The sequence below is a fragment of the Dietzia sp. PP-33 genome (assembly GCF_033790845.1).
Taxonomy (GTDB): domain Bacteria; phylum Actinomycetota; class Actinomycetes; order Mycobacteriales; family Mycobacteriaceae; genus Dietzia.
In genome coordinates this window covers 66,662-90,330 of sequence record NZ_JAMYEI010000008.1, presented here as the reverse complement: position 1 = coordinate 90,330, position 23,669 = coordinate 66,662, and the positions used below count along the sequence as shown (strand labels likewise).

18 protein-coding genes are annotated in these 23,669 nt (G+C 70.0%); 12 read left to right on the top strand and 6 right to left on the bottom strand.

Going from position 1 to position 23,669, the window contains the following annotated elements; all coding sequences use genetic code 11:
* Window positions 1-41: 41 nt before the first annotated feature.
* Together NJE57_RS14280 and NJE57_RS14275 are read left to right on the top strand one after the other, a co-directional pair.
* Window positions 42-917: a DNA-formamidopyrimidine glycosylase family protein gene (locus tag NJE57_RS14280; RefSeq protein WP_319029173.1), complete on the top strand. Its 876-nt coding sequence runs from the start codon at window positions 42-44 to the stop codon at window positions 915-917.
* Window positions 914-1,669 carry an SDR family oxidoreductase gene (locus NJE57_RS14275; RefSeq protein WP_319029172.1) on the top strand — a complete coding sequence of 252 codons (756 nt, stop codon included), beginning with the start codon at window positions 914-916 and terminating at the stop codon, window positions 1,667-1,669. Before NJE57_RS14280 ends, NJE57_RS14275 begins: the two co-directional genes overlap by 4 nt.
* Before the next feature lie 5 nt (window positions 1,670-1,674).
* Here NJE57_RS14275 and NJE57_RS14270 read toward each other — a convergent pair whose 3' ends face one another.
* The 3 genes from NJE57_RS14270 to pgi all read right to left on the bottom strand — a co-directional run bounded on the left by NJE57_RS14270 (window position 1,675) and on the right by pgi (window position 5,707).
* The gene (locus tag NJE57_RS14270; protein WP_319029170.1) at window positions 1,675-3,315 is read right to left on the bottom strand and encodes an HNH endonuclease signature motif containing protein; all 1,641 of its coding nucleotides are present in this window, start codon (window positions 3,313-3,315) and stop codon (window positions 1,675-1,677) included.
* Window positions 3,316-3,403: 88 nt separating this feature from the next.
* Complete coding sequence (locus NJE57_RS14265) at window positions 3,404-4,012, bottom strand: dihydrofolate reductase family protein (protein ID WP_319029168.1); 609 nt, start codon at window positions 4,010-4,012, stop codon at window positions 3,404-3,406.
* A gap of 36 nt (window positions 4,013-4,048) precedes the next feature.
* Window positions 4,049-5,707: a glucose-6-phosphate isomerase gene (pgi, locus tag NJE57_RS14260; RefSeq protein ID WP_319029166.1), complete on the bottom strand. Its 1,659-nt coding sequence runs from the start codon at window positions 5,705-5,707 to the stop codon at window positions 4,049-4,051.
* Window positions 5,708-5,822: 115 nt separating this feature from the next.
* On the opposite strand from pgi, the gene NJE57_RS14255 reads away from it, so the two are divergent.
* Window positions 5,823-6,323, top strand: coding sequence for a DUF5701 family protein (locus tag NJE57_RS14255; protein ID WP_319029165.1), 501 nt, complete (start codon window positions 5,823-5,825; stop codon window positions 6,321-6,323).
* On the opposite strand, the gene NJE57_RS14250 is transcribed toward NJE57_RS14255, so the two are convergent.
* Window positions 6,320-6,598, bottom strand: coding sequence for a chorismate mutase (locus tag NJE57_RS14250; protein WP_107746400.1), 279 nt, complete (start codon window positions 6,596-6,598; stop codon window positions 6,320-6,322). The two genes, NJE57_RS14255 and NJE57_RS14250, sit on opposite strands and share 4 nt — an antisense overlap.
* A 58-nt stretch (window positions 6,599-6,656) precedes the next feature.
* Here NJE57_RS14250 and NJE57_RS14245 point away from each other — a divergent pair, with 58 nt between their 5' ends.
* On the top strand, window positions 6,657-8,081 hold the full coding sequence (locus NJE57_RS14245; RefSeq protein WP_319029164.1) for a sodium:alanine symporter family protein: 1,425 nt from the start codon (window positions 6,657-6,659) through the stop codon (window positions 8,079-8,081).
* 40 nt (window positions 8,082-8,121) lie between these two features.
* Window positions 8,122-10,620: a UvrD-helicase domain-containing protein gene (locus tag NJE57_RS14240; protein WP_319029162.1), complete on the top strand. Its 2,499-nt coding sequence runs from the start codon at window positions 8,122-8,124 to the stop codon at window positions 10,618-10,620.
* Window positions 10,621-10,629: 9 nt separating this feature from the next.
* Here the strand turns inward: NJE57_RS14240 and NJE57_RS14235 are convergent, their stop codons facing one another.
* Entirely contained in the window at window positions 10,630-11,490 is an 861-nt protein-coding gene (locus NJE57_RS14235; RefSeq protein WP_319029161.1) for a M23 family metallopeptidase, read from the bottom strand.
* Between the two features lie 335 nt (window positions 11,491-11,825).
* Between NJE57_RS14235 and sucC the strand changes: the two genes are divergently transcribed.
* From sucC to NJE57_RS14200, 7 genes are all read left to right on the top strand, one after another.
* The gene (gene sucC / locus NJE57_RS14230; RefSeq protein WP_319029160.1) at window positions 11,826-12,992 is read left to right on the top strand and encodes an ADP-forming succinate--CoA ligase subunit beta; all 1,167 of its coding nucleotides are present in this window, start codon (window positions 11,826-11,828) and stop codon (window positions 12,990-12,992) included.
* 21 nt (window positions 12,993-13,013) lie between these two features.
* Window positions 13,014-13,916, top strand: a complete 903-nt coding sequence (gene sucD, locus NJE57_RS14225; protein ID WP_319029159.1) for a succinate--CoA ligase subunit alpha — start codon at window positions 13,014-13,016, stop codon at window positions 13,914-13,916.
* A gap of 105 nt (window positions 13,917-14,021) precedes the next feature.
* Complete coding sequence (locus NJE57_RS14220) at window positions 14,022-15,545, top strand: DUF6350 family protein (protein WP_319029157.1); 1,524 nt, start codon at window positions 14,022-14,024, stop codon at window positions 15,543-15,545.
* Between the two features lie 60 nt (window positions 15,546-15,605).
* Entirely contained in the window at window positions 15,606-16,229 is a 624-nt protein-coding gene (gene purN, locus NJE57_RS14215; RefSeq protein ID WP_319029156.1) for a phosphoribosylglycinamide formyltransferase, read from the top strand.
* On the top strand, window positions 16,226-17,806 hold the full coding sequence (gene purH, locus NJE57_RS14210) for a bifunctional phosphoribosylaminoimidazolecarboxamide formyltransferase/IMP cyclohydrolase (protein ID WP_319029155.1): 1,581 nt from the start codon (window positions 16,226-16,228) through the stop codon (window positions 17,804-17,806). The genes purN and purH overlap by 4 nt, the downstream gene beginning before the upstream one ends.
* Window positions 17,807-17,814: 8 nt before the next feature.
* Window positions 17,815-18,408 carry a TetR/AcrR family transcriptional regulator gene (locus NJE57_RS14205; protein ID WP_319029153.1) on the top strand — a complete coding sequence of 198 codons (594 nt, stop codon included), beginning with the start codon at window positions 17,815-17,817 and terminating at the stop codon, window positions 18,406-18,408.
* A gap of 78 nt (window positions 18,409-18,486) precedes the next feature.
* Window positions 18,487-20,049 carry a serine hydrolase domain-containing protein gene (locus NJE57_RS14200; protein ID WP_319029151.1) on the top strand — a complete coding sequence of 521 codons (1,563 nt, stop codon included), beginning with the start codon at window positions 18,487-18,489 and terminating at the stop codon, window positions 20,047-20,049.
* Here NJE57_RS14200 and NJE57_RS14195 read toward each other — a convergent pair.
* Window positions 20,015-23,638 carry an indolepyruvate ferredoxin oxidoreductase family protein gene (locus NJE57_RS14195; protein WP_319029149.1) on the bottom strand — a complete coding sequence of 1,208 codons (3,624 nt, stop codon included), beginning with the start codon at window positions 23,636-23,638 and terminating at the stop codon, window positions 20,015-20,017. The two genes, NJE57_RS14200 and NJE57_RS14195, sit on opposite strands and share 35 nt — an antisense overlap.
* Window positions 23,639-23,669 lie beyond the last annotated feature (31 nt).

Below are 23,669 nucleotides of genomic sequence, written 5' to 3'. Positions count from 1 at the left end.
CCGGGATTTCTACATTCAGCTGCCGGGCGAAGGGGTCAACGGTGCCGGAGGGCGATTCGGTCTACAGGGCGGCCAGGCGGGTCCAGCAGGCGATCGCCGGGCGGACCCTGGACAGGGCCGAGCTCCGGGTCCCGCGGTTCGCGGCGGTCGATCTCCGCGGCAGGACCGTGGAGGGGGCCCGGTCCCGGGGGAAGCACCTCTTTCTCGCGGTCGGCCCTGACGACCGGGGGCGCGACCCCGTCACGCTCCACGTCCATCTCAAGATGGAGGGCCGGATCCACGTCCAGCGGGTAGGGGAGCGCTGGCGGTTCCCCGCGCACACCGCCCGGCTGGTGCTGCGCGCCGGCGACATGGAAGTGGTGGGCACCGAGCTCGGGCTGTTGCGGGCGTTGAGCCCTTCCGAAGCTGACCGGGCGATCGACCATCTCGGCCCGGATCTGCTGGGTGCGGACTGGGATCCGGGGGCGAGTACGGCGGAGATCGTGCGCCGCATCGAGCAGCGACCGTCCCGGACGATCGGTGAGGCGCTGTTGGATCAGCGCAATCTCGCCGGGATCGGTACGGTCTACCGCGCCGAACTGTGTTTCCTGCGGGGCCTGGACCCGCGCGACCCGGTGGGGGCGGTGTCCGACCTTCCCGCCACCGTCACTCTTGCGCGGAAACTGCTGGTCGCCAACGCTGATCGCGCGGTCCGGGTGACCACCGGCGACACCCGGCGTGGGCGGGAGTTGTGGGTGTACGGGCGGGACGGCAAGCCGTGCCGCAGGTGCGGGACCGGGGTGGAGACTTTCCGGCTGGGCGGTCTCGCAGACCCGGACGAGCCGAGCGATTCGCTCGATCGCATCGCCTACCGTTGCCCGTCGTGCCAGCCGGCGCGTGCCACACTGGGGCAATCGCCAACGGAGGAGAACCTGTGACCGACCGCAACACGATCCTGATCACCGGCGCCAGCGCGGGTCTCGGCGAGGGCATGGCTCGTCGCTGGGCCGCGCAGGGAAAGAACCTGGCGCTCTGTGCCCGTCGTCTCGAGCGCCTGGAGGAGCTCCGCACCGAGCTCCTGGCGGCCAACCCGTCGATCACGGTGGCGGTCCGCGAGCTCGACGTGTCTGACGGCGACGCGGTGGAGCGGGTCTTCGGTGAGCTCGACGCGGAACTCGGCGGGATCGACCGGTTCGTCCTCAACGCCGGTCTGGGCAAGGGCGCGTCCATCGGTACGGGCAAGGCGCACGCCAACCGTGAGACCGCGATGGTCAACGTGGTCGGCACGCTCAATCAGGCGGAAGCCGCCATGGAACTGCTTCACGCGCGGGGCGAGGGGCACCTGGTGTTCATCTCGTCGGTGAGCTCCCTGCGTGGTATGCCCAAGGCCCAGAACACCTACGGTGCCACCAAGGCGTTCGTGTCCTCCCTCGCGCAGGGGCTGTACGCCGAGCTCGACAGCGCCGGCAGCCGCATCAAGGTCACCGACATCCTGCCCGGGTACATCCGCACCGACATCAACCGGTCGGTCAAGACCAAGTTGATGACCGAGTTCGACGAGGGTGTCGACGCCCTTGTCACGACGATCGACGCCGAACCCACCCGCGCGCTCGTCCCCGCAAAGCCGTGGAAGGCACTCGGACCGCTTCTGACCCTGCTGCCGGAGAAGGCCAGCCGCAAGTTCGTCTGACCGGCTCAGAAGGGCGGTGGGTCGAGGATCTCGTCGAGCAGAACCTGGACCTGCTGCTCGACCTCGCTGATCACGGGCCTGTTGCGCTGCCACCAACGACTGTGGTCGGCGGGGCGGGTGTTGCCGGGCCCGGTACCACCAGCACGGGCGGGCTCGGCGCGGGTGTGGGCGCGTTCAGCGTTCAGGCGGGAGGCGCGGCGGGTCCAGTACGTGGGCTCGGAGCGAGCGTCGCCGAGCGTGGTGGTGGGGTCCGGATTGCGTTGCTGCTGCCTGTCCCACGCGCGGGTCTCAGCACGGGCCTGCTCACGTCGGTAGGCCCCGAGCGGCCCGGACGGTCGCGTCATCATGGTTGCCCCGTCCGGGGTGATGACGAGGAGTGTGCCATCGGGTTGCAGGTCGTAGATCCACTCGGAGAACGTCTTGAACCGGTGATGACGCCGGCACAGACACATCAGGTTGCGCTCTTCCGTCGGGCCGCCCCGGGCGGGGTCGGCGTGATCGAACGGGCGAACATGGTCCACGTCGCAGTCGTCGGCCGGCACCGCGCAGCCGGGGTGGCGACAGGTGCCATCTCGTAGCCGTATGCGGCGGGCGAGCTCGGTGCCGGGGCGGTATGTCAACGCCCGGCGGGCATCGTCGGCCGCTCCGATGCGGGGATCGATCTTCTCGAAGCTGGCTCCGTCAGTGGTGACGAGCATGTCCAGCAGTGCCTGGAGTGCGGACTGGCCGGTGCGGGTGAACTCCACCCGCGCCTGCTCCCCGTCCACGCCGTCGCACGGCGCGATGACGGTGACCCTGGGCCGCAGGGGCGCCGGGGGTTCGTCCGCTTCGTAGGTGCGGAGGGCGTCGCCGCACACCAGGGACAGCAGGGCGTCGGCGCGGCGTTCTGCCTTGGTGTAGAAACACTCCCGGTCCGCTGCCGCCTCCGCCGACGAGTCACCGGCAGTGTCGGCGGCGTCCGCGTCTGCGTCGGCGTGTTCCGCGACCCGCTGGTCGATGGCTTCGGCCAGGACGGCGGCCTCCTCCGAGGCGAGGATGGCTGACAGGGTGGACATGCCGTCGGTGCCCTTGGAGATGCGCACCCCGCGGTCGCGGCTGGCCTCCTCTCTGCGGCGCCGGATCCCGTCGGCGTCGTAGCGGGCGATGATCGCGTCGACGTTCTCGCGCACCGCCCGGGCGCCCAGGCGTTCCCCGGCCTCCAGCGCGGCCAGGTACTCCTCGACCACCTCCTGCTGGACCAGTGCGACCACGTCGGCGTCGACTGTGGACATCTGCCTGGCCAACAACTGGGCCGCGCTGTGGTCCAACCGTCCGGCGGCCAGGGCCGCGAGGATCGCGGGGTAGCGCTCGTGCAGGTCCACCGCGAAGCTGATCATCGATTCGGCGCGCAGGGTGGAGACGGCCATCGCCGCCACCACGTAGCCGGAGGCCACAACGAACGAATCGACCACCGCGTGACCGGGCTGGCAATCCTGACCTGCGCCGGAGTCCTCTCTGCGCACGCACTCCCGGAACAGCTCATAGCAGGCGGTGAGCCGCTGCGCGCAGGCTCGGTTCTCCGCGGCCCACCCGGCGCGGGCTGCAGTGGTCAAGTCGGTCAACGCGCTCGGCGCGGCAGAGGAGGCGCCGGCCGTGTCGTCAGTCATGCCCTGCCCCTCCGTCCCGGGTCGCCATCCCATCATCGAATATACGTTCTATTATACGCACATACTTTCGATCCGGCAAGGGTGTGATCTAGCCGGATCGGTCCTTGCCCGGGTCTCGGGGTTCGCGTCCCACCACGTCGAAGAGCATCGCCGTGAACTGGCCGTGGGTCTCGATCTTCTGACGGTGCAGACGGAGTCGGCGGGGCAGGAGGGGTCGCCCGGAACCGAGTACCACCGGGCACTGGTGGATCCAGACGCGGTCGAGTAGTCCGTGGTCGGCGAACTGGCCCGCGAGGTCGCCCCCGCCGACGATCCAGACGTCCTTGCCGTCGGCGGCCTCCGTGAGGAGTGGGTGCAGGTCGGTGACGTCACCGGAGAAGAACTCGACGCCGTCGACCGGAGCGAGATCGCGGTGGGTGACGACCCAGCTGGGCACCGTGTACGGCCAGGCGAACGGTTGGCCGTCCCTGGTCAGGTCGCGGCGGACCCATTCGAAGGTGTTGACGCCACAGACGATCGAACCGACGTCGGCGTAGAAGCGGTCGAAGTGGAGGTCGGGCAGGGAGGGATCCGGGTCGGTCGGTGTGTAGCCCGCGGGCTCGGCCTCACCGGACGTCGCGAAAAGCCAGGAGAGACTCTCGTCGTCGTCGGCGATGTACCCGTCCAGGCTGGTTGCAGTGCAGTAGATCGTGGCCATGGGCATATGGTGGCACCCGGTTACGACATGAACGGCTCAACGCCGTCCGCGGGCCTCTCGGTAGATCTCGACGAGCGAGTCCGTGGAGGAGTCGAAGCCGTCCCCGGGGTGCTTGTCCGCGATCAGCGCGGGCAGCAGCTCACCGGCCTGCGCCTTGCCCAGCTCGACGCCCCACTGGTCGAACGCGTTGATCCCGAGCACAGCCGCCTGGACGAACACCACGTGCTCGTAGAGCGCGATGAGCTGACCGACCACGCCGGGCGAGAGCGACGGCGCCAGGATGGTGGTGGACGGTCGGTTGCCCGGCATGACCTTGTGCGGTGCGATTGCCGGGTCGACGCCGTCGGCGAGCACCTCGTCCTCGGTCTTGCCGAACGCCAGCACGCGGGACTGCGCGAAGAGGTTGGCCATGAGTAGGTCGTGCATCGAGACCGGATCCGGTTGGCCGGGCAGGCGGGCGGCCAGGTCGGTCGCGGGGCGCGCCACGCCGATGAAGTCCACGGGTACCAGGTGCGTGCCCTGGTGGAGGAGCTGGAAGAACGCGTGCTGGCCGTTGGTGCCGGGCTCGCCCCAGTAGACCTCACCGGTGGGGTAGGTGACGTCGGAGCCGTCGAGTCGCACCGACTTCCCCAGGGATTCCATGGTGAGTTGCTGCAGATAGGCGGGGAATCGCAGGAGACCCTGGGCGTACGGGATCACCGCCTTGGCCTGGGCGCCGAGGAAACAGGTGTACCAGATACCGAGCAGTGCCATGAGGACCGGCGCGTTGTGCTCGGGGGCTTCGGTGGCGAAGTGCAGGTCCATCGTGTGGAAGCCCTCGAGCATCTCCACGAAGGCCGCCGGGCCCGCGGTGAGCATCACGGACAGCCCGATCGCCGAGGACACCGAGTACCGGCCCCCGACCCAGTCCCAGAACTCGAACATGTTGTCCGCCGCGATACCGAAATCGGTCACCTCGTCCGCGGCCGTCGACACCGCGACGAAGTGCGCGGCGATCGCGTCCTCGGAGCCCAGGGCCTCGACGAAGTGCCGGCGCGCCGCGTGGGCGTTGGCCATGGTCTCCTGCGTGGTGAAGGTCTTGGAGGCGACCACCACGAGAGTCGTGGCGGGGTCGATCTCCGAGAGCACGGCCGTGAGGTCCGCGGGGTCCACGTTGGAGACGTACCGCGCGCGGATCCCGGCGGTCTGGAGGTGGCCGAGGGCCTTGTCGACCATCACGGGCCCGAGGTCGGAGCCGCCGATGCCGATGTTGACCACGGTGTCGATCCGCGCGCCCGTGTGGCCTGTCCACTCGCCCGACCGGACACGGTCGGCGAAGTCGGTCATGCGCGCCAACACCGCGTGGACCTCGGCGACCACGTCGGAGCCGTCGACGACGAGCTCGGCGTCCGCCGGGAGACGGAGCGCCGTGTGGAGCACGGATCGGTCCTCTGTCGTGTTGATGCGGTCTCCCCGGAACATGGCGGCCCGCTGCGCCGGCAACCGGGCGGCGTGGGCCAGCTCGGTCAGGGCGGCCAACACCTCGTCTGTGACGAGGTTCTTGGACAGATCGACGTGCAGGTCGCCGGCGGTGACGGACATGCGGCGGCCCCGTTCCGGGTCGGCGTCGAACAGGTCGCGGAGCGTCACCTCTCCGATCGCCGGGACGAGATCCTCGACCGCCGCCCACTGCCGTGTCGTGCTGATGTCCGTCATCACTGCTCCTGCCGAGAGTCGCCGCCGGGGATCGCCCGCCCGTCCTTCTTCGAGGTTAGTCGCGAATACGGGGGCGGCGTCGCCCGTTCAGGCCGAACGACTGGTCGAATCGGGCGTGCCCGAGCTCGGCGGGACCACCGCCGCGCAGCTACGGGAGCACGCCGCCTCCCTCGACGCTGCCCGCCCGGATTCCGCCGATCCGCGCACCGACGACGTCCACGTGCCGGACGTCCCGCTCTATCTGGTGGGGGACGTGAGGCGCGGCGACGACATGCTGGACTGGACGCCGGCCGAGGCACACGCCGAGCTCGCACGACGGGCGCGCACACCGCTGACCATCTCTGAAGGGGTGAGCTGGCTGCTGCAGGAGCCGGACCGGCGCGAACCGGGGAGGTGCTTCATGTGCATCGGTTCGCGCAAGCGGAAGACGAACGGCGCGCTCGACGCGCGGACGCCGGCTCTGTGGATCAGTGGCGGGACCGGGCGCGACGGGCGGGAGAACAAGGGCGCCCCCAAGGTGGGCTGGTACTGGGTGAACAACCACCACACGTGGCCGGGGTTCGCCTCGGCGTCCGTTCGCCTCGGGCCGTCCCGGGTCGGCCTGACAGGTCTCTAGCCCAGTCGGCCGCGACCGAGGCGAAGGAGCATGCCGGCGAGGGTCTGACCCTCCTGACCGAGTGAGGAGAAGCGTTCGTAGACCTTGAGTTCGCGGGTGTGGACGAGCTTGGTTCCACCGGACTGCATGCGCGTCCGACCGATGCGCTTGGAGATCTCGCTGCGGCGGACGATCGCGTCCAGGATCTCGGCGTCGAGACGGTCGATCTCCAGGCGTAGCTCCTGGATCTGGGCCTCGGAAAGCGGATCGTCGGTGCCGGCGGGGTCGGTGTTCATACCGGGATTATCCCACTCCCTTCCGAGGAGGCCGCAGTACCGTCTATTGTTTCCGCCCGTGGAGAACTTGACATCGCTTCTCGCGGACATCGGATCCGTGATCTGGGGACCGTTCGTCCTCATCCCGCTGCTCCTCGGCACCGGCCTCTTCCTCACGATCCGCCTGCGGCTGCTGCAGTTCCGCAAACTGGGTCCCGCTCTCAATCTGGGGTTGGTGCGGAGGAAGGACGACGCCGGACCGGGTGACATCACCCAGTACCAGGCGCTCACCACGGCGCTCGCCGCCACCGTCGGCGTGGGCAATATCGTCGGCGTGGCCACGGCCATCTCCCTGGGCGGTCCGGGAGCGCTCTTCTGGATGTGGGTGACCGCCCTCGTGGGTATGGCCTCCAAGTACTCGGAGGCGTTCCTCGGTGTGCGGTACCGCGTCACCGACGCCCGCGGGGAGCAGTCAGGCGGCCCGCAGTACTACCTTCACCGGGGGTTCGCCGAGTTGTTCGGGCGAACCGGCGGCAGGGTGGGGCTGGTCCTCTCGCTCGTCTTCGCGGTGTTCGCCGTACTGGCGAGCTTCGGTATCGGCAACATGACGCAGGGCAACGCGGTCGCCGCCCAGCTCGACAACTCCTTCGGCGTGCCCGTGGTCGCCACCGGGATCATCCTGTTCGTCCTCACCGGTGCGGTGTTGCTCGGCGGCATCAAGGCCATCGGCCGGGTCACGGCCGGGTTCGTGCCCCTGATGATCGTGCTCTACCTGATTGGCGGCATGGTCGTCCTGGTGGTCAACGCCGAGGCGATCCCCGGGGCGTTCGGTCAGATATTCTCCGAGGCCTTCACCGGCACGTCCGCGGTGGGGGGCTTCGCCGGTTCGGCGATCCTGTACGCCATTCAGATGGGTGTCGCGCGTGGCATCTTCTCCAACGAGTCGGGCATGGGGTCCGCGGCCATCGCGGCCGCGGCGGCCAAGACCACCCACCCCACCCGCCAGGGCCTCGTGTCCATGACGCAGACGTTCATCGACACGATCATCGTGGTGACGTTCACCGGCCTGGTCCTCGTCACCTCCGGGGTGTGGCAGCGGGGAGGGGACTCGGCCGGGACCATGACCGCCGACGCGTTCGCCGAGGCGATGCCGTACGGGGACAAACTCGTGGCGGTCTCGATCGCCTTCTTCGCGTTCTCGACGATCCTCGGCTGGTCGTACTACGGCGAGCGGTGCGTCGAGAGACTTGCCGGTGCCCGTGGCGTGATCCCGTACCGGATGGTCTTCACGTGCGTGGTGTTCGTGGGCGCCGTGACCGAGCTCGAGACGGTGTGGAACTTCGCGGACGTGATGAACGGGCTCATGGCCATCCCGAACCTCATCGGCCTCCTGGTTCTCTCCGGTCTCATCGCCCGCGAGACCCGGCACTACCTCGACAACGATCCGTCTCTGAAGGCGACGGCGGCACAGGTCGAGGAGTTCATGGGGGCCCGCCAGCGCTGAGTCCGGGGTGTCGGACCGGGTGGGTAGATTGGACGCCACGATGACCTATTCCGCACCGGCCCCAGTCAGCCCCACCTCGCCCCGCTCGCCTCTCCTGGACGGGCTCAACCCTCAGCAGGTCGCTGCGGTCACGCACCGCGGCGGACCGCTGTTGATCGTCGCCGGGGCGGGGTCGGGGAAGACCAGTGTGCTGACCAGGCGGATCGCCTATCTGCTGGCCGAGGGCGGTGCGCACCCCGGGCAGATCCTCGCCATCACGTTCACCAACAAGGCCGCGGCCGAGATGCGGGAGCGGGTGTCGGCGCTCGTCGGGCCGCATGCCGAGCGGATGTGGGTGGCCACGTTCCACTCGATCTGTGTGCGGATCCTGCGCGCGCAGTCCGCGCTGTTGGGCACCCGCAACTCCAACTTCACGATCTACGACTCGGACGACTCCCGTCGGCTGCTGGGCATGATCGCCAAGGAGCAGCACCTCGAGGTCAAGAAGTTCACGCCGCGGATGCTGGCCTCGGCCATCTCCAACCACAAGAACGAGCTCCGTGAGCCGTCGGAGGCCATGGACCGTGCGCTGGAGGACTCGGACCGGACCGGGCAGACGGTGGCGGCGGTGTTCACCGAGTACCAGGCGCGCCTGCAGTCGGCCAACGCCTTCGACTTCGACGACCTGATCGGGGAGACGGTGGGGCTGCTCCGGGCCCACCCGGAGGTGGCGGCGTACTACCGGCGCCGGTTCCGGCACGTCATGGTGGACGAGTACCAGGACACCAACCATGCGCAGTACGTCCTGGTCCGGACGCTCGTGGGCGGCGCCGCCGGGTCCGAGGCGGACGCGGCGGCGGGCGTGACCCCGGCGGAGCTCTGCGTGGTGGGTGACGCGGACCAGTCCATCTACGCGTTCCGTGGCGCCACGATCCGCAACATCGAGGACTTCGAACACGACTACCCGGACGCCAGGTCCATCCTGCTCGAGCAGAACTACCGCTCCACGCAGACGATCCTCTCCGCCGCGAACGCGGTGATCTCCCGCAACCCCGGCCGCCGGGAGAAGAACCTCTGGACCGACGAGGGGGCCGGCGAGCTGCTCGTGGGGTATGTGGCGGACAACGAGCACGACGAGGCCCGGTTCATCGCCGGAGAGATCGACCGACTCGTGGACTCCGGGGCTGCCGGCTACTCGGACGTGGCGGTGTTCTACCGGACCAACAACTCCTCGCGCGTGATCGAGGACGTGTTCGTGCGACTCGGACTGCCGTACAAGGTCGTCGGGGGCACCAGGTTCTACGAGCGCAAGGAGGTGCGCGACGTGGTCGCGTACCTCAAGGCCCTCTCGAATCCGGAGGACACGGTGGCGCTGCGCCGGATCCTCAACACCCCGAGGCGGGGGATAGGCGACCGCGCCGAGGCCTGTGTGGTGGTCCACGCCGAGCAGCGGGCCATCGGGTTCGGTGAAGCGCTCAGGGATGCGGCCGAGGGGAAGGTCTCGCTGCTGCCCACCCGCTCGGTCAAGGCGATCGCGGGGTTCGTCGCGTTGCTCGACGAGCTCCGCGGGCGGTTGGACGGTGGCGACCACGCAGGGGGCCAGGAATCCGCTCCCGACGTCGGAGCTCTCGTCGAGGCCGTGCTCGATCGGACCGGATACCGGGCGGAGTTGGAGGCGTCCAACGACCCGCAGGACGCGGCGCGTCTGGACAACCTCAACGAGCTGGTGGGAGTGGGGCGGGAGTTCTCCTCCGAGGCCGCGCTACAGCGTTCCGCACGCGAACAGGGCTTCGGGGAGGAACAGGCGGGAGACGCCGCGGGCGCCGTCGCCGACCAGGCTGATGCCGAACTCGACGAGGGTCTGGCCGAGCCCGGTTCGCTGGCGGCATTCCTCGAGCGGGTGTCGCTCGTCGCGGACGCCGACCAGATCCCCGCCGAGGACCAGGGACAGGTCACTCTCATGACCCTGCACACCGCGAAGGGGCTCGAGTTCCCGGTGGTCTTCCTCATCGGGATGGAGGACGGGCTGTTCCCACACATGCGCGCACTCGGGGATCCGGCCGAGCTCTCCGAGGAGCGGCGTCTCGCTTACGTCGGGATCACCCGTGCCCGCAAGCGGCTCTACCTGACCCGCGCCATGATGCGCTCGTCGTGGGGTCAACCGATGACCAATCCGGGGTCGCGCTTCCTCGAGGAGATCCCCTCACAGGCGATCGAATGGCAGCGCGAGGAGCCGGCCGGCGGCAGCGGTTTCGGTGACGGCGACTCGTATGCGCCCCGGCGCCGTTTCGGCGCAGGGACAGCGGGGGGCGGCGGCTACGGAACCGGCGGCGGGTTCGGCTCCGGCGGGGGCAGGAATTCGGGGATCCCGCGCGCGAAGACGTCCGCACCCGCACTGGAGCTGGTTCCCGGAGATCGCGTCACCCACGACAAGTACGGTCTCGGCAAGGTCCTGACCTGCGACGGGAGCGGTCCGCGGGCCACGGCGACGATCGACTTCGGCGCCTCGGGAAAGGTGCGGTTGATGCTTATCGGGGGAGTCCCCATGCAGAAGCTCTAGGAGAGCGGATCAGCTCCCGAAGAGAGGGGAGACCGAGCTGCTCTCGGAGCTTTCGGCGCCGGGGAGCTGCAGGCCGTTCTGGGCCAGCCAGATCACCGGATCGATGTGCTGGGTGCCGTCGTTCAGCAGGACCTCGAAGTGCAGGTGGGTGCCCGTGGAGAAGCCGAGGTTGCCCATGCCGGCGATCTTCTGGCCGGCGTAGACCCGCTCGCCCTCACGGACGTCGACCGTCTCCATGTGGCCGTAGACGGTCATCGTCCCGTCGTCGGACATGATCCGCACCCAGTTGCCGTAGCCCTGGGCCGGACCCGCGTCGACCACGACCCCGTCGGTGGCCGCGAGGATGGGGGTGCCGTTGGAGTTGGCGATGTCGATGCCCGCGTGCATCGCGCCCCAGCGCATACCGAAGCCCGAGGTGAACGTTCCGATGGCGGGCAGGGAGACCTTCGGGCGGCGGGCCTGCTCCTCGGCGATCTCACGCTGTGTGTTGATCTCGGTGCCGGCGTAGAGCATGGCCGACTGTGCGTTCTCCGACTCGGTGGCGACGACCGGCACGACGACGGGCTCGGGCAGCGAGGGAGTGGCGGTGGCGGAGCTCGACGACGCGGTGGGCGCGGTGGTCGCCGGGGCGGACTCGCCGTTGGCGAGCAGGGCGATGTCACCGGCCTCCGCCGAGTGGGTGCCCGCGAGGTCCAGGGCGGAACCGGCGGAGGCGGCGGAGACCGCGGCGCCCGCGGCGACGGCCAGAACGGCGGCTCGACCGCGAAGTGCGTGCGGGGGAGCGGGGAGACGGTGGCGTCCGGTGCGGGGTGCACCGGAGGCGGGCACGACGACAGGAGCCGCTGGTGGTACGTACTGCGACTCGTTCATCACCGGTGGTGTTTCCCCTCTGAGGTCGTGCTGTGATCTTTCCGTGACCAAGACGTCGTCCAAGGTAACGGATCGGCAACGGTGCCGCAAGGTAACCGGCAACCGGGGAGCGAGGGGTGGATCACACTGGTGTGACTCCAGTGGTGCACGGGTGTGACGATGACGCGTGGGTCCCGTGTGGCGACCTCGAGCGCAACGGGCATGACCGTTGCGGTGATCCAACGCACACTGGCACCCCCAGTGTGCGACGGGCGACACACCGCGCGCTTAGGATGAGGGTTGACTCGGCTTTCAACAGGGCCGGGCGAATCTACCCACGTCAAGATGGTGAGCTGATGGATCTCTTTGAATACCAGGCAAAGGCTCTCTTCGCGAAGCATGACGTCCCCACCACCCCGGGGCGCGTCGCGGATACCGCGGAAGAGGCCGAGAAGGTCGCGGCCGAGATCGGCAAGCCTGTCGTCGTCAAGGCGCAGGTCAAGGTCGGAGGCCGCGGTAAGGCCGGCGGCGTGAAGCTGGCGGAGAACGCCACCGAGGCACGTGCGCGGGCCGAGGACATCCTGGGCCTGGACATCAAGGGCCACATAGTCAAGAAGCTCCTCGTGGCCGAGGCCAGCGACATCGCGGAGGAGTACTACATCTCCTTCGTCCTCGATCGTTCCAACCGCAACTACCTGGCCATGTGCTCGGTCGAGGGCGGCGTGGAGATCGAGCAGGTCGCCGAGGAGTCCCCGGACCGCCTCGCACGGATCAACATCGACCCCACGGTCGGGGTCGACGTGGCAAAGGCGCGCGAGATCGCAGCCGCCGGCCATCTCCCCGAAGAGGTGCTGGACGCGGCCGCCGTGACGATCGCGAAGCTGTACGAGGTGTTCGTCAACGAGGACGCCACCCTCGTCGAGGTGAACCCGCTGGTCCGCACCCCGGACGACGAGATCCTCGCGCTGGACGGCAAGGTCACGCTGGACGAGAACGCCGAGTTCCGTCACAAGGACGTCTTCGCCGACTTCTCCGACGCGGGCACCACCGATCCGCTCGAGCAGAAGGCTGCGGAGAACGACCTCAACTACGTCAAGCTCGACGGTCAGGTCGGGATCATCGGCAACGGTGCCGGACTGGTCATGTCCACGCTCGACGTGGTGGCCTACGCCGGGGAGAACCACGGTGGGGTCAAGCCCGCCAACTTCCTCGACATCGGTGGCGGCGCCTCGGCCGAGGTCATGGCCAACGGTCTCGACGTGATCCTCGGCGACGAGCAGGTCAAGAGCGTCTTCGTCAACGTCTTCGGCGGCATCACCGCGTGCGACGCGGTGGCCAACGGCATCGTCAAGGCTCTGGAGATGCTGGGCGACGAGGCCAACAAGCCGCTGGTCGTCCGCCTGGACGGCAACAACGTCGAGGAGGGTCGCAAGATTCTCGCCGACGCGAACCACCCGCTCGTGACCCTGGCCGACAACATGGACTCCGGCGCCGACAAGGCCGCCGAGCTGGCCTCCAAGTAGGAAGAGTAGGAACAACACGAAATGTCGATCTTCCTCAACAAGGACAGCAAGGTCATCGTCCAGGGCATCACCGGCGGCGAGGGCACCAAGCACACCGCCCGCATGCTCGCGGCCGGCACCCAGGTCGTCGGTGGCGTCAACGCCCGTAAGGCCGGCACCACCGTGGCCCACAAGGACGCCGACGGCAACGACGTCGAGCTCCCCGTGTTCGGCTCCGTGTCCGAGGCCATGGAGGCCACCGGTGCCGACGTGACGATCCTCTTCGTCCCGCCGCCGTTCACCAAGGACGCCATCATCGAGGCCGTGGACGCGGAGATCCCGCTCGCCGTGGTCATCACCGAGGGCGCCCCGGTCCTGGACACCGCCGACGCGTGGAATTACAACGTGGCCAAGGGCGAAAAGACCCGCATCATCGGCCCCAACTGCCCGGGCATCATCACGCCGGGCGAGTCGCTGGTCGGCATCACCCCGGCCAACATCGCAGGCAAGGGCCCGATCGGACTCGTGTCCAAGTCGGGCACGCTGACCTACCAGATGATGTACGAGCTCGCCGACTACGGCTTCTCCACCGCCATCGGCATCGGCGGCGACCCGATCATCGGCACCACGCACATCGATTGCATCGAGGCCTTCGAGAACGACCCGGAGACCAAGGTCATCGTGATGATCGGTGAGATCGGTGGCGACGCCGAGGAGCGGGCGGCCGACTACATCAAGGACAACGTCACCAAGCCGGTCGTCGGCTACGTGGCCGGCTTCACGGCACCCGAGGGCAAGACCATGGGCCACGCCGGCGCCATCGTCTCCGGCTCCGCGGGCACCGCGCAGGCCAAGCAGGAGGCCCTCGAGGCCGCGGGCGTCAAGGTCGGCAAGACGCCGTCCGCGACCGCCGCGCTCGCCAAGGAGATCCTCGACGCCATGTGATCTCCCGATCACAGGTGCGCCTCCCCGACCCCCGTCATCCCCGGATGGCGGGGGTCGCGGCGTGCCGGGGGGTGCCACGCGCGGACGGGTATCTACGGTGTCAGGGTGAGCCCTCCCCGAGTCATCCGCCCCGCAGCGAGACGCACGCCCGCGGGCGTCGGGTCACTTCTGTGGACGGCGGCGGCCGCGGCGCTCCCGGTCATCGTCACCGCGCTGGTCCTCGTCGCGGTCACCCTGGCGGTCCTGGTGTTCTCCGCCCGCGGTTTCGACTCTCTGTTCGCGGTGGTCGCGGTGGAGTGGCTGGTGGTCAACAGGGTGCCCCTCGCCGTCGACGCGGTGCCCCTGGGTTTCCTCCCGCTGCTGCCTCCGCTGGTCTACGTCGCGGTGCTCGCCCGGCAGACGCGTGCAGTGTTGTCCGACATCGAACTACCCGGCCCCCGCGAGGCCGGTGCCGCGGTGGCGGGCGTGACGCTCGCCGGGGTCCTGCTGACCGCGCTGGCCTCCCTGTTCGTCGGATCGTCGGCCTCTGACTTCGCCGTGCGCGAGGCCTCCCTGCCGGCGGCGCTGTTGTGGACGGTGGCCGTGGCGTTGTTCGGGTCCGGACTGGGGGTGTGGTTGTACTTCAGGCGGGCGCTCCGCGAGGTCCTGCCGCTGTGGGTGCGCGGCGGGATCCACCTCGGGTCCGCGTTCGTGGCGGCGCTGTGGGCTATCGCGACGGTTCTCCTGCTGATCGGCCTGCTGGCGGCGTGGGGGCCCATCGGTTCGGTCCTGGAGATCGGCAAGGATCTCACGGGCACCGCGGCACTCACGGCGATCTCGGTCGCCTACCTACCCAACGTCGTGATGGCGTCCGCCACCCTCGCGGTCGGTGGGGAAGTCCACCTGGGGGAGGCCTCGTACAGCGTGTTCGCGGTCTCGCGGGGGCCGATGCCGGAGGTCCCGCTCGCCGCGGCGCTGCCCACGACGGACCCGCACTGGGTGGTGCAGGGACTCCTGTTGGTGACGGTTCTCGTGGCGGCCGGGCTCGCCCGCGCGGTCGCTCACTGGTTCCGCACCACCGCCGATGCGGTCAGGGCCGCGTGGCTCGCGGCCGTCGTCGTCGCGGTCGTGGTGGCGGTGAGCCCGGTCGTGGCGGGCGGCGAACTCGGCGTGCTCGGTACCGTCGGCACCGGATCGCTCATCGCCGCGGGAACCGCGCTCGCGTTGTTCGGCGTGATCGGCTCGGCCACCATCGCCCTGTCCCTCGCAGGTCTGACCCGGCGTCGCGAGCGGGCCGAGAGCGAGCTCGAGCGTCGCCGTCGCAGGGTGGGAACCGTGGCCGGGGGAGGAACCGGCTCCGAGCCGGAGGAGGTGTCACCGGGATCCGGCGACGAGGTGCCCGCCGGAGTAGAGGCACCCGTCGACGACGAGCCGGACGGCGACGAGCCGGACGGCGACGAGCCGGACGGCGACGACGAGGAGCCCTCCGAGGGCAGTGCCGAGCCCGATCCCGAGTCCGCCGGGCCCGCCGATCCCGACGGGGCGGACCCCGAGGAGACATCCGATCCGGCCCCACCGGCGGATCCCGGAGAGGGCCCCGAAGAGAGCCCCCACGAGGACCCCGCGGGGGACCCGAAGGCCTCCGACTAGACTCCCCCCAGTGCCCGGGCAAACGGCGGGCAGGAGGATCGACGGGCAGGAGCGTAGGACGTGGTCAGTGCCGAGTCCGGGGCGACCTGTCCGGTCGTGCTCCTCGCCTCCGGTGCCGGCACCCTCGCGCAGAGCGTGCTCGACTCCGCCGACGAGCCCGGCTGCCCCTACCGCGTCGTCGGCCTGGTCTCGGACCGCCACTGCGAGGCCGTGGCCCGCGCCGAGCGCGCCGGGCTCCCCACCGCGGTGGTCCGGCCCGCCGATCACCCCGACCGTCCGGCCTGGGATGGTGCGCTGACCGATGCGGTCCGTGGGCTCTCCCCGGACTGGGTGGTCTCGGCCGGGTTCATGCGCATCCTCGGGGAGTCCTTCCTCGACGAGTTCGCCGGCCGCGTGGTCAACACTCACCCGGCGTTGCTGCCGGCCTTCCCCGGAGCCCACGCGGTCCGCGACGCGATCGCCTACGGCGTCACGGTCACCGGATGCACCGTGCACCTGGTCGATGCCGGGGTGGACACGGGGCCGGTGATCGCGCAACGTGCGGTCGACGTCCGCCCGGACGACACGGACGACACCCTCCACGAACGAATCAAGGTCGTCGAGCGCGAGCTGCTCGTCGACGTCCTCGCGGCCGCCGCCAGTGGCCGACTCCACATCGAAGGTCGAAAGGTGCACCTAACGTGACCGATTCCCGCAGGCCCGTGAGGCGCGCGCTCATCAGCGTCTACGACAAAACCGGACTGGAGGACCTCGCCCGGGGCCTGGCGGCTGCCGGGGTAGAGATCGTCTCGACCGGTTCGACCGCGCAGCGTATCGCCGACGCCGGGGTCGCCGTGACGCCCGTCGACGCGCTGACCGGGTTCCCGGAATGCCTGGAGGGTCGGGTCAAGACCCTGCACCCGCGGGTCCACGCGGGCATCCTGGCGGACACGCGCAAGCCCGAGCACCTCGAGCAGATCGCGGATCTCGGTGTGCAACCGTTCGAGCTCGTCGTCGTCAACCTCTATCCCTTCACCGACACCGTGGCCTCCGGCGCGGACTACGACGCGTGCGTGGAACAGATCGACATCGGCGGGCCGTCCATGGTCCGCGCCGCCGCCAAGAACCACCCGTCCGTCGCCGTGCTGGTCGACCCGGCCGGCTACGGCGAGGCGCTGGAAGCGGTCGCCGCGGGCGGGTTCCCGATCGAGCAGCGTCGTCGGTTGGCCGCCGCCGCGTTCCGCCACACCGGTGCGTACGACGTGGCGGTGGCCACCTGGATGACCGAGCAGACCGCGGCTCCCGTGGACGACGCCGCGGCGGACGGCCCCCACGTCTTCCCCGTGTGGCAGGGACAGAGCCTCGACCTCGCCGCGACGCTGCGCTACGGCGAGAACCCGCACCAGGGTGCCGCGCTGTACACCGACTCCGCCGCCGCACCCGGACTCGCGCAGGCCGAGCAGCTGCACGGCAAGGAGATGAGCTACAACAACTATGTCGACGGCGACGCCGCGTGGCGCTCGGCCTTCGACCACGCCGAGCCGTGCGTGGCGATCATCAAGCACGCCAACCCGTGCGGGATCGCGATCGACGCGGACATCGCCGCAGCCCACCGTGGCGCCCACGAATGCGACCCCGTCAGCGCGTTCGGCGGTGTGATCGCCGCGAACCGCGAGGTCAGTGTGGAGATGGCGGAACAGGTGGCCGAGATCTTCACCGAGGTGATCATCGCGCCGTCCTACGCCGACGGGGCCGTGGAGATCCTGCAGCGCAAGAAGAACATCCGGATCCTCGAGGCGCAGGCCCCGACCGCGGGGGAGCTCGAACGCAAGCAGATCTCCGGCGGAGTGCTGGTGCAGCAGCGCGACTCGCTCGACGCCGAGGGGGACGTGACCGGGGGCTGGACCAGGGCCTGCGGCGACGAGGCCGACGAGCAGACCCTGCGCGACCTGCTCTTCGCCTGGCGCGCCTGCCGGGCGGTCAAGTCCAACGCCATCCTGTTGGTCCAGTCCGGCGCCACGGTCGGCGTGGGCATGGGGCAGGTCAACCGTGTCGACTCCGCCCGGCTCGCGGTACAGCGGGCAGGGGAGCGGGTGACCGGGGCCGTAGCCGCGTCGGACGCGTTCTTCCCCTTCGCCGACGGTCTCGAGGTGCTGGCCGAGGCCGGCGTGCGCGCGGTGGTCCAGCCCGGGGGCTCCGTCCGCGACGCCGAGGTGATCGAGGCGGCCGAGAAGGCGGGAATCACCATGTACTTCACCGGCGCCCGGCACTTCTTCCACTGAGGATGTAGATGGAGCAGCAGGACGCGACGGCACTGACCCCACGTGCCCAGGCCAAGGCCCGGCGCCGCGACGAGATCCTCGCCGCGGCCGCCCGGCTCATGGCCCGGCGTGGGTTCCACGCCGTGCGCCTCGACGACATCGGCGCCGAGGTGGGCATCTCCGGGCCTGGCATGTACCGGTACTTCACCTCGAAGGAGGACGTGCTCGCCGAGATGCTGCTCGACATCTCGCGCCGACTCCGCGACGGCGGACGTGAGGCGGTGGAGCGGGGCGGAGATCCAGCGGAGGTGCTGGACTCGCTGCTGGGGGTCCACGTGGACTTCGTGGCGACCGAACCCGACCTGATCAGCGTGCAGTTCCGTGACCTGGGCGCCCTGCCGGCCGGCCCCCGGCACGAGGTGCGCAGTCTCCAGCGCGAGTACGCCGAGATGTGGGTCGACGCGCTGGTCCGCCTCCGACCCGAGCTGGCCGCGGTCGACGCGCGCGCCCACGTCCACGCGGTGTTCGGCCTGCTCAACTCCAGTCCCCGCCTGCCGTCGATGGCCGAGGCTGAACTGCGGCGGGTGCTCACGGCGATGGCGGCGGCGTCACTCCGAGCGTGAACCGGGGGCAACGCCCTCTGGGCCAGTGGAGAAGGTAGCGGGGCCCAGCCGCCAGTGTTCGTGGATATGGTCCCGGACGTGACCTGCACCGGAGCGATACCCGGCCCAGCCCGCGCCGCGGCGGTACCGCGGACATGGTCCGGAGTCGGCATCGCGTTGGTGGCCGTCATCGCGCTCCTGGCGGTGCTCGTGATCGCGCCAACCGTGGCCCCCGCTGCCGCCGGGCCCGCCGCCGGGGGAGTCGATCTGGAAGCGGAGGCCGCCCGCCTCGCCGACGAGCTCGGGGCCCCGGGTGTCGCCGTGGCGGTGGTCGACTCCACGGGTGTCGTGGGCAGCGCCCACCACGGGGTCGACGGCGACGGTGCGCCGGTCGGCGAGAGGACCACGTTCGTCTGGGGGTCGGTGTCCAAGTCCTTCGCGGCACTCGTCGTGTCCGTGCTCGACGAGTCGGGGACGCTGTCCGCCTCGGACCGGGTGGCCTCGGTCCTGCCGGCCCTGCGCGGGGGTGAGCTCGACACCACGGGAGTCACCATCGCCGACCTCGTCCACCACGTCTCCGGTCTGCCGCACCAGGTGGAAATCACAGACGTGTGGGGGCGCACCAGCCCTGCCTCGGAGGTCGTCCCCGAGATCGCGGACGTGGCGGGCCTCGGACCGCGGGGCACCTACCGATACTCGAGCCTCAACTATCTCCTGCTCCAGGCGGTTGTCGAGACCGTGACGCAGCGGCCCTACGGTGACGTGCTCGACGAGGTCCTCGCCTCGACCGCCGGAGTGACCGACGTCGTCACCGACCCGGGCCGGTTCGCCGAGGACGTCCCTCCGGGCCACGCGCCGTACTTCTTCGGCGAGAGACCCGTGGACGTGGGGTTCGACTCCGCGGGGCTCGCCTACGGCTACCTGTCCGGCCCGACGGACTCCCTCGCGAAGTACGCGGCGTGGCAGCTCGGCGACCTCCGGTCCACGTCGACGGAGTCGGTCGAGCGGCGGGACGGAGCGGTGGGGACGGGGACCGGTGGCCGGTACGGCAACGGCCTGATCTTCGAGGACAGGTCGGACGGCGACGACGACGAGGTGACCGTGGTCCGCCATTCCGGAGCGGTCCCCGGGTACTTCACCTATCTCGCCCTGGCCCCTGAGCGTGACGTCGGGGTGGTGCTGGTGGCCAACTCCTACGGCGAGCTCCGATCGGGGGAGTCGGCCGGCGCGGCCGGGGCGTTCGCCGACCGGATCATGGGGTTGCCCTCCGGTGCGCAACCCGACTCCGGGTTGTACACCGGGGTGATCGTCGGCGGGATCGTGCTGGTGCTGCTGCTCGTCGCCCTGCTCGGATGGGTGGTGACCGGACTGGTAAGGAGGCCCTCGCCACGCAGGTCCACACGGGCGACCGTCACGCGCGTCCTGCTGGTGTCACTCGTCGGCGCCGCCCTCCTGGTGGGCGGGTTGCTCGGCGTCCCCGCGGTGGTCGGGGTGCCGCTCGGGGTCGCTTCGCTGTGGGCCCCTGATGCCGCCCTGCTCGTCTGGTTGACGATGGGCCTGGTGTTCCTCGTGACGGCCGTGACGGTTGCGCGCGAGCTCGCCTGGAACCACCGTGTCTCCGGCGGGGTCAGCGCCAGCCCAGATCGTCCAGCAGACGGCTGAGCTCCGCACGGTAGCGGTCCACGTTCTCCAGCTTGACGTGTTCGTATCCGCGCACCATGTCCGGTAGCCCGGCCAGCGCGAGAGCGGCCTCGTGCCAGGCCGCGTCCCTGCCGGCCGGGCCCGTCCGCCGGAGTTCGGAGGTCAGCCGGTCGACCAGCCCGCGGTACTCGGCCAGCAGCTCCCGTTCGACCCTGCGGACCCCGGCGTAGCCGAACACGTCGAGCGGGGTGCCGCGCAGGCGCTTCAACCGGGCCAGCGCCGCCATGGCCGGCATGGCCCTGGGGCCGATCGAGATCTTCTTCTTCATCCCCATCGCACGCAGGGCCGGCGGGTGCAGTCGCAGCTCGGCTACGGCGCCCTCGCCCCAGTCCTCGGTGACCTGCGCGGCGAACCCGGGGTCCACGGCCAACCGGGCCACCTCGTACTCGTCCTTGTAGGCCATGAGCTTGTGCAGGTGACGGGCCACGGCGAGGGTGAGTTGACCTGGGGCGGCACCGCCCACGCCGGGGTCCTGCAGGGCCTCGGCCGCGCGGAGGTCCTCGACCCGGCGCACGTAGTCCGCCGCGTAGGTCTCGCTCTGGTAGCCGATCAGCTCGTCGGTGCGCAGGGCCACGACGGCCCGGAGTTCGTCGGAGGCCTCCTCGCCCAGGACCGTGAGCAACCGCTCGCACGCCGGCGACGGGACGTGACGGTCAGTGGTCGCGGTGGATACCGGCTGGTGGAGATCAGCGACCAGCCTCGTCAGGGCCTCCGGATCCGCGAGGGCCTGACGCCCGCGGCGGAACGCCTGGAGGTTCGCCTCGACGGCCACGCCGTTGAGCTCGATCGCCTGCTCGATCGCGGTGGCGGAGATGGGCAGCGCACCGCTCTGGTATGCCGCGCCCACCATGAGCATGTTGGACGACTGCGTGGAGCCGAAGAGGTTCTCCGTGATCGTGCCGGGGTCCAGGTAGACGCCTCGGTCCGAGGCGCGGCCGATGACGGCCTGGATGTCCGAGTCGGACGGGAAGTGCACGGAGGTATCGATCACCATCTGGCCCGTCGGGACCTGCGTGGTCGACACGACCGACGTGGTGCGCCCGGGTTCCGCGACCTTGAGGTGGGTGCTGTCCGCACCGACGAGCCCGTCACAGCACAGATAGAGGTCGCAGTCGCCGGCGCCGATCTTCGGGGGTTGCTCGAGCGGGGTCCGGGACACCCGGATGTCGGAGACCACGGCGCCGCCCTTCTGCGCCAACCCGGTCATGTCGAGGGTGCGGGCGGAGTTGCCGTCGAGGACCGCCGCCGTGGCCAGGACCGCCGAGACGGTGACGATGCCCGTGCCCCCGATTCCGGTCAGGCGTAGCGAGAAACCACGCGCGGGGTCGACCGCGGCGCGGGTCGGCTCCGGGATCGCGGTCGCGTCGAGAGCCGGGGCGGTGGCCACCCGTTCGGTCTTCTCGCCCGGGACCACCGTGACGAACGCCGGGCAGTCGCCTTCGAGGCACGAGAAGTCGAAGTTGCAGGTCGACTGGTCGATCTGGGTCTTGCGACCGAACTCGGTCTGGACGGGGTGGACAGACAGACAGTTGGATTTGCGGCCGCAGTCGCCGCAGCCCTCACAGATGCGCTCGTTGATGACCACCCGTTCGGCGGGGGTCGGGTAGGTGCCACGCTTGCGGTGGCGGCGCTTCTCCGCAGCGCAGTACTGGTCGTGGACCAGGACCGTGACGCCGGGGACCGCGGCGAGCTCCCGCTGGATCTCGAGGGTGTCCCGGCGATCGCGGACCTCGATGCCGCGCGGGAGCCCCTGGGACCTGGTGGCCTTGACGTCGTCGGTGGTGACGACGATCCTGGCGACCTTCTCGGCCTGGAGCAGTCGCAGGATCTCGGGTAGGTCCATCTGACCGACGGGGTCCTGGCCGCCCGTCATGGCGACGGTGCCGTTGTAGAGCAGCTTGTAGGTGATGTTGTCACCCGAGGCGACGGCGGCGCGGAGTGCGAGCGACCCGGAGTGCATGAAGGTCCCGTCGCCGATGTTCTGCACCATGTGGCGCTCGGTGAGGAAGGGCGACATGCCCGTCCACTGCAGGCCCTCGCCGCCCATCTGGGTGACACCGGTGACGGTACCGACCTGCTGTTCGTCCATCATCAGCACCATGGCGTGACAGCCGATGCCACCGCCCACGAGCGTTCCGTCGGCGACCTTGGTGGAGCTGTTGTGGGGGCAGCCGGAGCAGAAGTACGGGGTGCGGGTGGTGGCGAGCGGCAACGCGATGCGCGAGCGACCGCGGCCGGGTCCGTCGAGCCAGGCCCGGGCGGGCTCGATTCCGTGGACCGTGCCCAGTCGCTGCGCCAGGCCGCGGGTCACCGAGTCCACGTCCAGCTCGCCGAAACGGCTGAACAACGTCGAACCGTCCTCGTGGGCCTTGCCCACGACGCCCGCCACCCCGGGGCGGCGGAACATGATGTCCCGGATCATGGTCTCGATGAAGTCGCGCTTCTCCTCGACCACGATCACCTCGTCGAGGCCGGTCATGAACTCGTCCAGGATCGTGCGCTCCAGCGGATAGATCATGCCCAGCTTGAGGATCCGGATGCCGAGGCGTCCGAGCGCGGCGTCGTCCAGGCCGAGTCGACGCAGGGATTCGCGGACCTCGAGGTAGGTCTTGCCGGCCGCGACGATGCCGATCCGGTCGTCAGACGTCGACTGCACGATCCGGTTGAGCCTGTTGAGCCGCGCGTACTCCAGTGCGCGGGGGATGCGGATGGTGAGCTGGTTCTGCTCCAGCTCCATCAGACTGGCCCCGAGCAGCTGGCCCGACGGTACGTGCGGGCTGGTCCCGAGGTCGCCGTAGACCGGCAGGATCCGGTCCGGGTCGACGATCGCGGTCGACGAGGCGTCCGCGACGTGCGAGGAGATCTTCATGGCCGACCACAGGCCGGAGACCCGGGACAGCAGTGCGGCGTGGACCCCGAAGTCGAGGACGTCCTGGGAGTCCGCCGGGTAGAGCGTCGGGAGGTAGAGGTCGGCGAGCGCGAGCTCGGAGGAGCACGGCACCGTCGACGACTTGGCACCGGGATCGTCGCCGACGAACGCGACGGCACCGCCGGTGGGGTCGGTCCCGATGAGGTTGGCGTGGCGGATCGCGTCGGTCGCGCGGTCCAGCCCGGGGGCCTTGCCGTACCAGTACCCGACGACACCCTGCAGTGGCGCACCCCCGGTGTTCGCGGTGGATCGCAGGGTTCCCGTGCGGTGGGCGAGCTGAGAACCCATGACGGCGGTCGCGCCGGCCTCCTCGTTGAGGGCGGGGCGGTGCACGACATCGACCGGGTCGAGGAACTCACGGCGCCGGGCCAGTTCCAGGTCGTACCCCGCGAGCGGTGACCCCTCGTACCCGCTGACCAGGCTCGCGGTGAACAGGTTCTGCCTGCGGTCGAGCCGGGCGCGATCACGGACCGTGCGCACCATCGCCTGGATCCCGGTCAGAAAGACGCTGCCGCTCTCGCGCGTGTAGCGGTCAGAGAGCGAGAACGAACCGGCGTCTGCCCGTCCGGTACGTGGGAGATCGTCGTGTGTGCCGCTCGGCGGGCCCAGTAGGGAGGTCATCGGTCTCACCCGGCCTTGTCGAAGTCGTGAA

Coding starts and splice junctions, on each gene's coding strand:
- NJE57_RS14270 (WP_319029170.1), bottom strand. CDS start 3,315: ATGACTGACGACACGGCCGGCGCCTCCTCTGCCGCGCCGAGCGCGTTG.
- pgi (WP_319029166.1), bottom strand. CDS start 5,707: ATGACGGACATCAGCACGACACGGCAGTGGGCGGCGGTCGAGGATCTC.
- NJE57_RS14240 (WP_319029162.1), top strand. CDS start 8,122: ATGACCTATTCCGCACCGGCCCCAGTCAGCCCCACCTCGCCCCGCTCG.
- NJE57_RS14205 (WP_319029153.1), top strand. CDS start 17,815: ATGGAGCAGCAGGACGCGACGGCACTGACCCCACGTGCCCAGGCCAAG.
- NJE57_RS14265 (WP_319029168.1), bottom strand. CDS start 4,012: ATGGCCACGATCTACTGCACTGCAACCAGCCTGGACGGGTACATCGCC.
- NJE57_RS14195 (WP_319029149.1), bottom strand. CDS start 23,638: ATGACCTCCCTACTGGGCCCGCCGAGCGGCACACACGACGATCTCCCA.
- sucD (WP_319029159.1), top strand. CDS start 13,014: ATGTCGATCTTCCTCAACAAGGACAGCAAGGTCATCGTCCAGGGCATC.
- NJE57_RS14235 (WP_319029161.1), bottom strand. CDS start 11,490: ATGAACGAGTCGCAGTACGTACCACCAGCGGCTCCTGTCGTCGTGCCC.
- sucC (WP_319029160.1), top strand. CDS start 11,826: ATGGATCTCTTTGAATACCAGGCAAAGGCTCTCTTCGCGAAGCATGAC.
- NJE57_RS14250 (WP_107746400.1), bottom strand. CDS start 6,598: ATGAACACCGACCCCGCCGGCACCGACGATCCGCTTTCCGAGGCCCAG.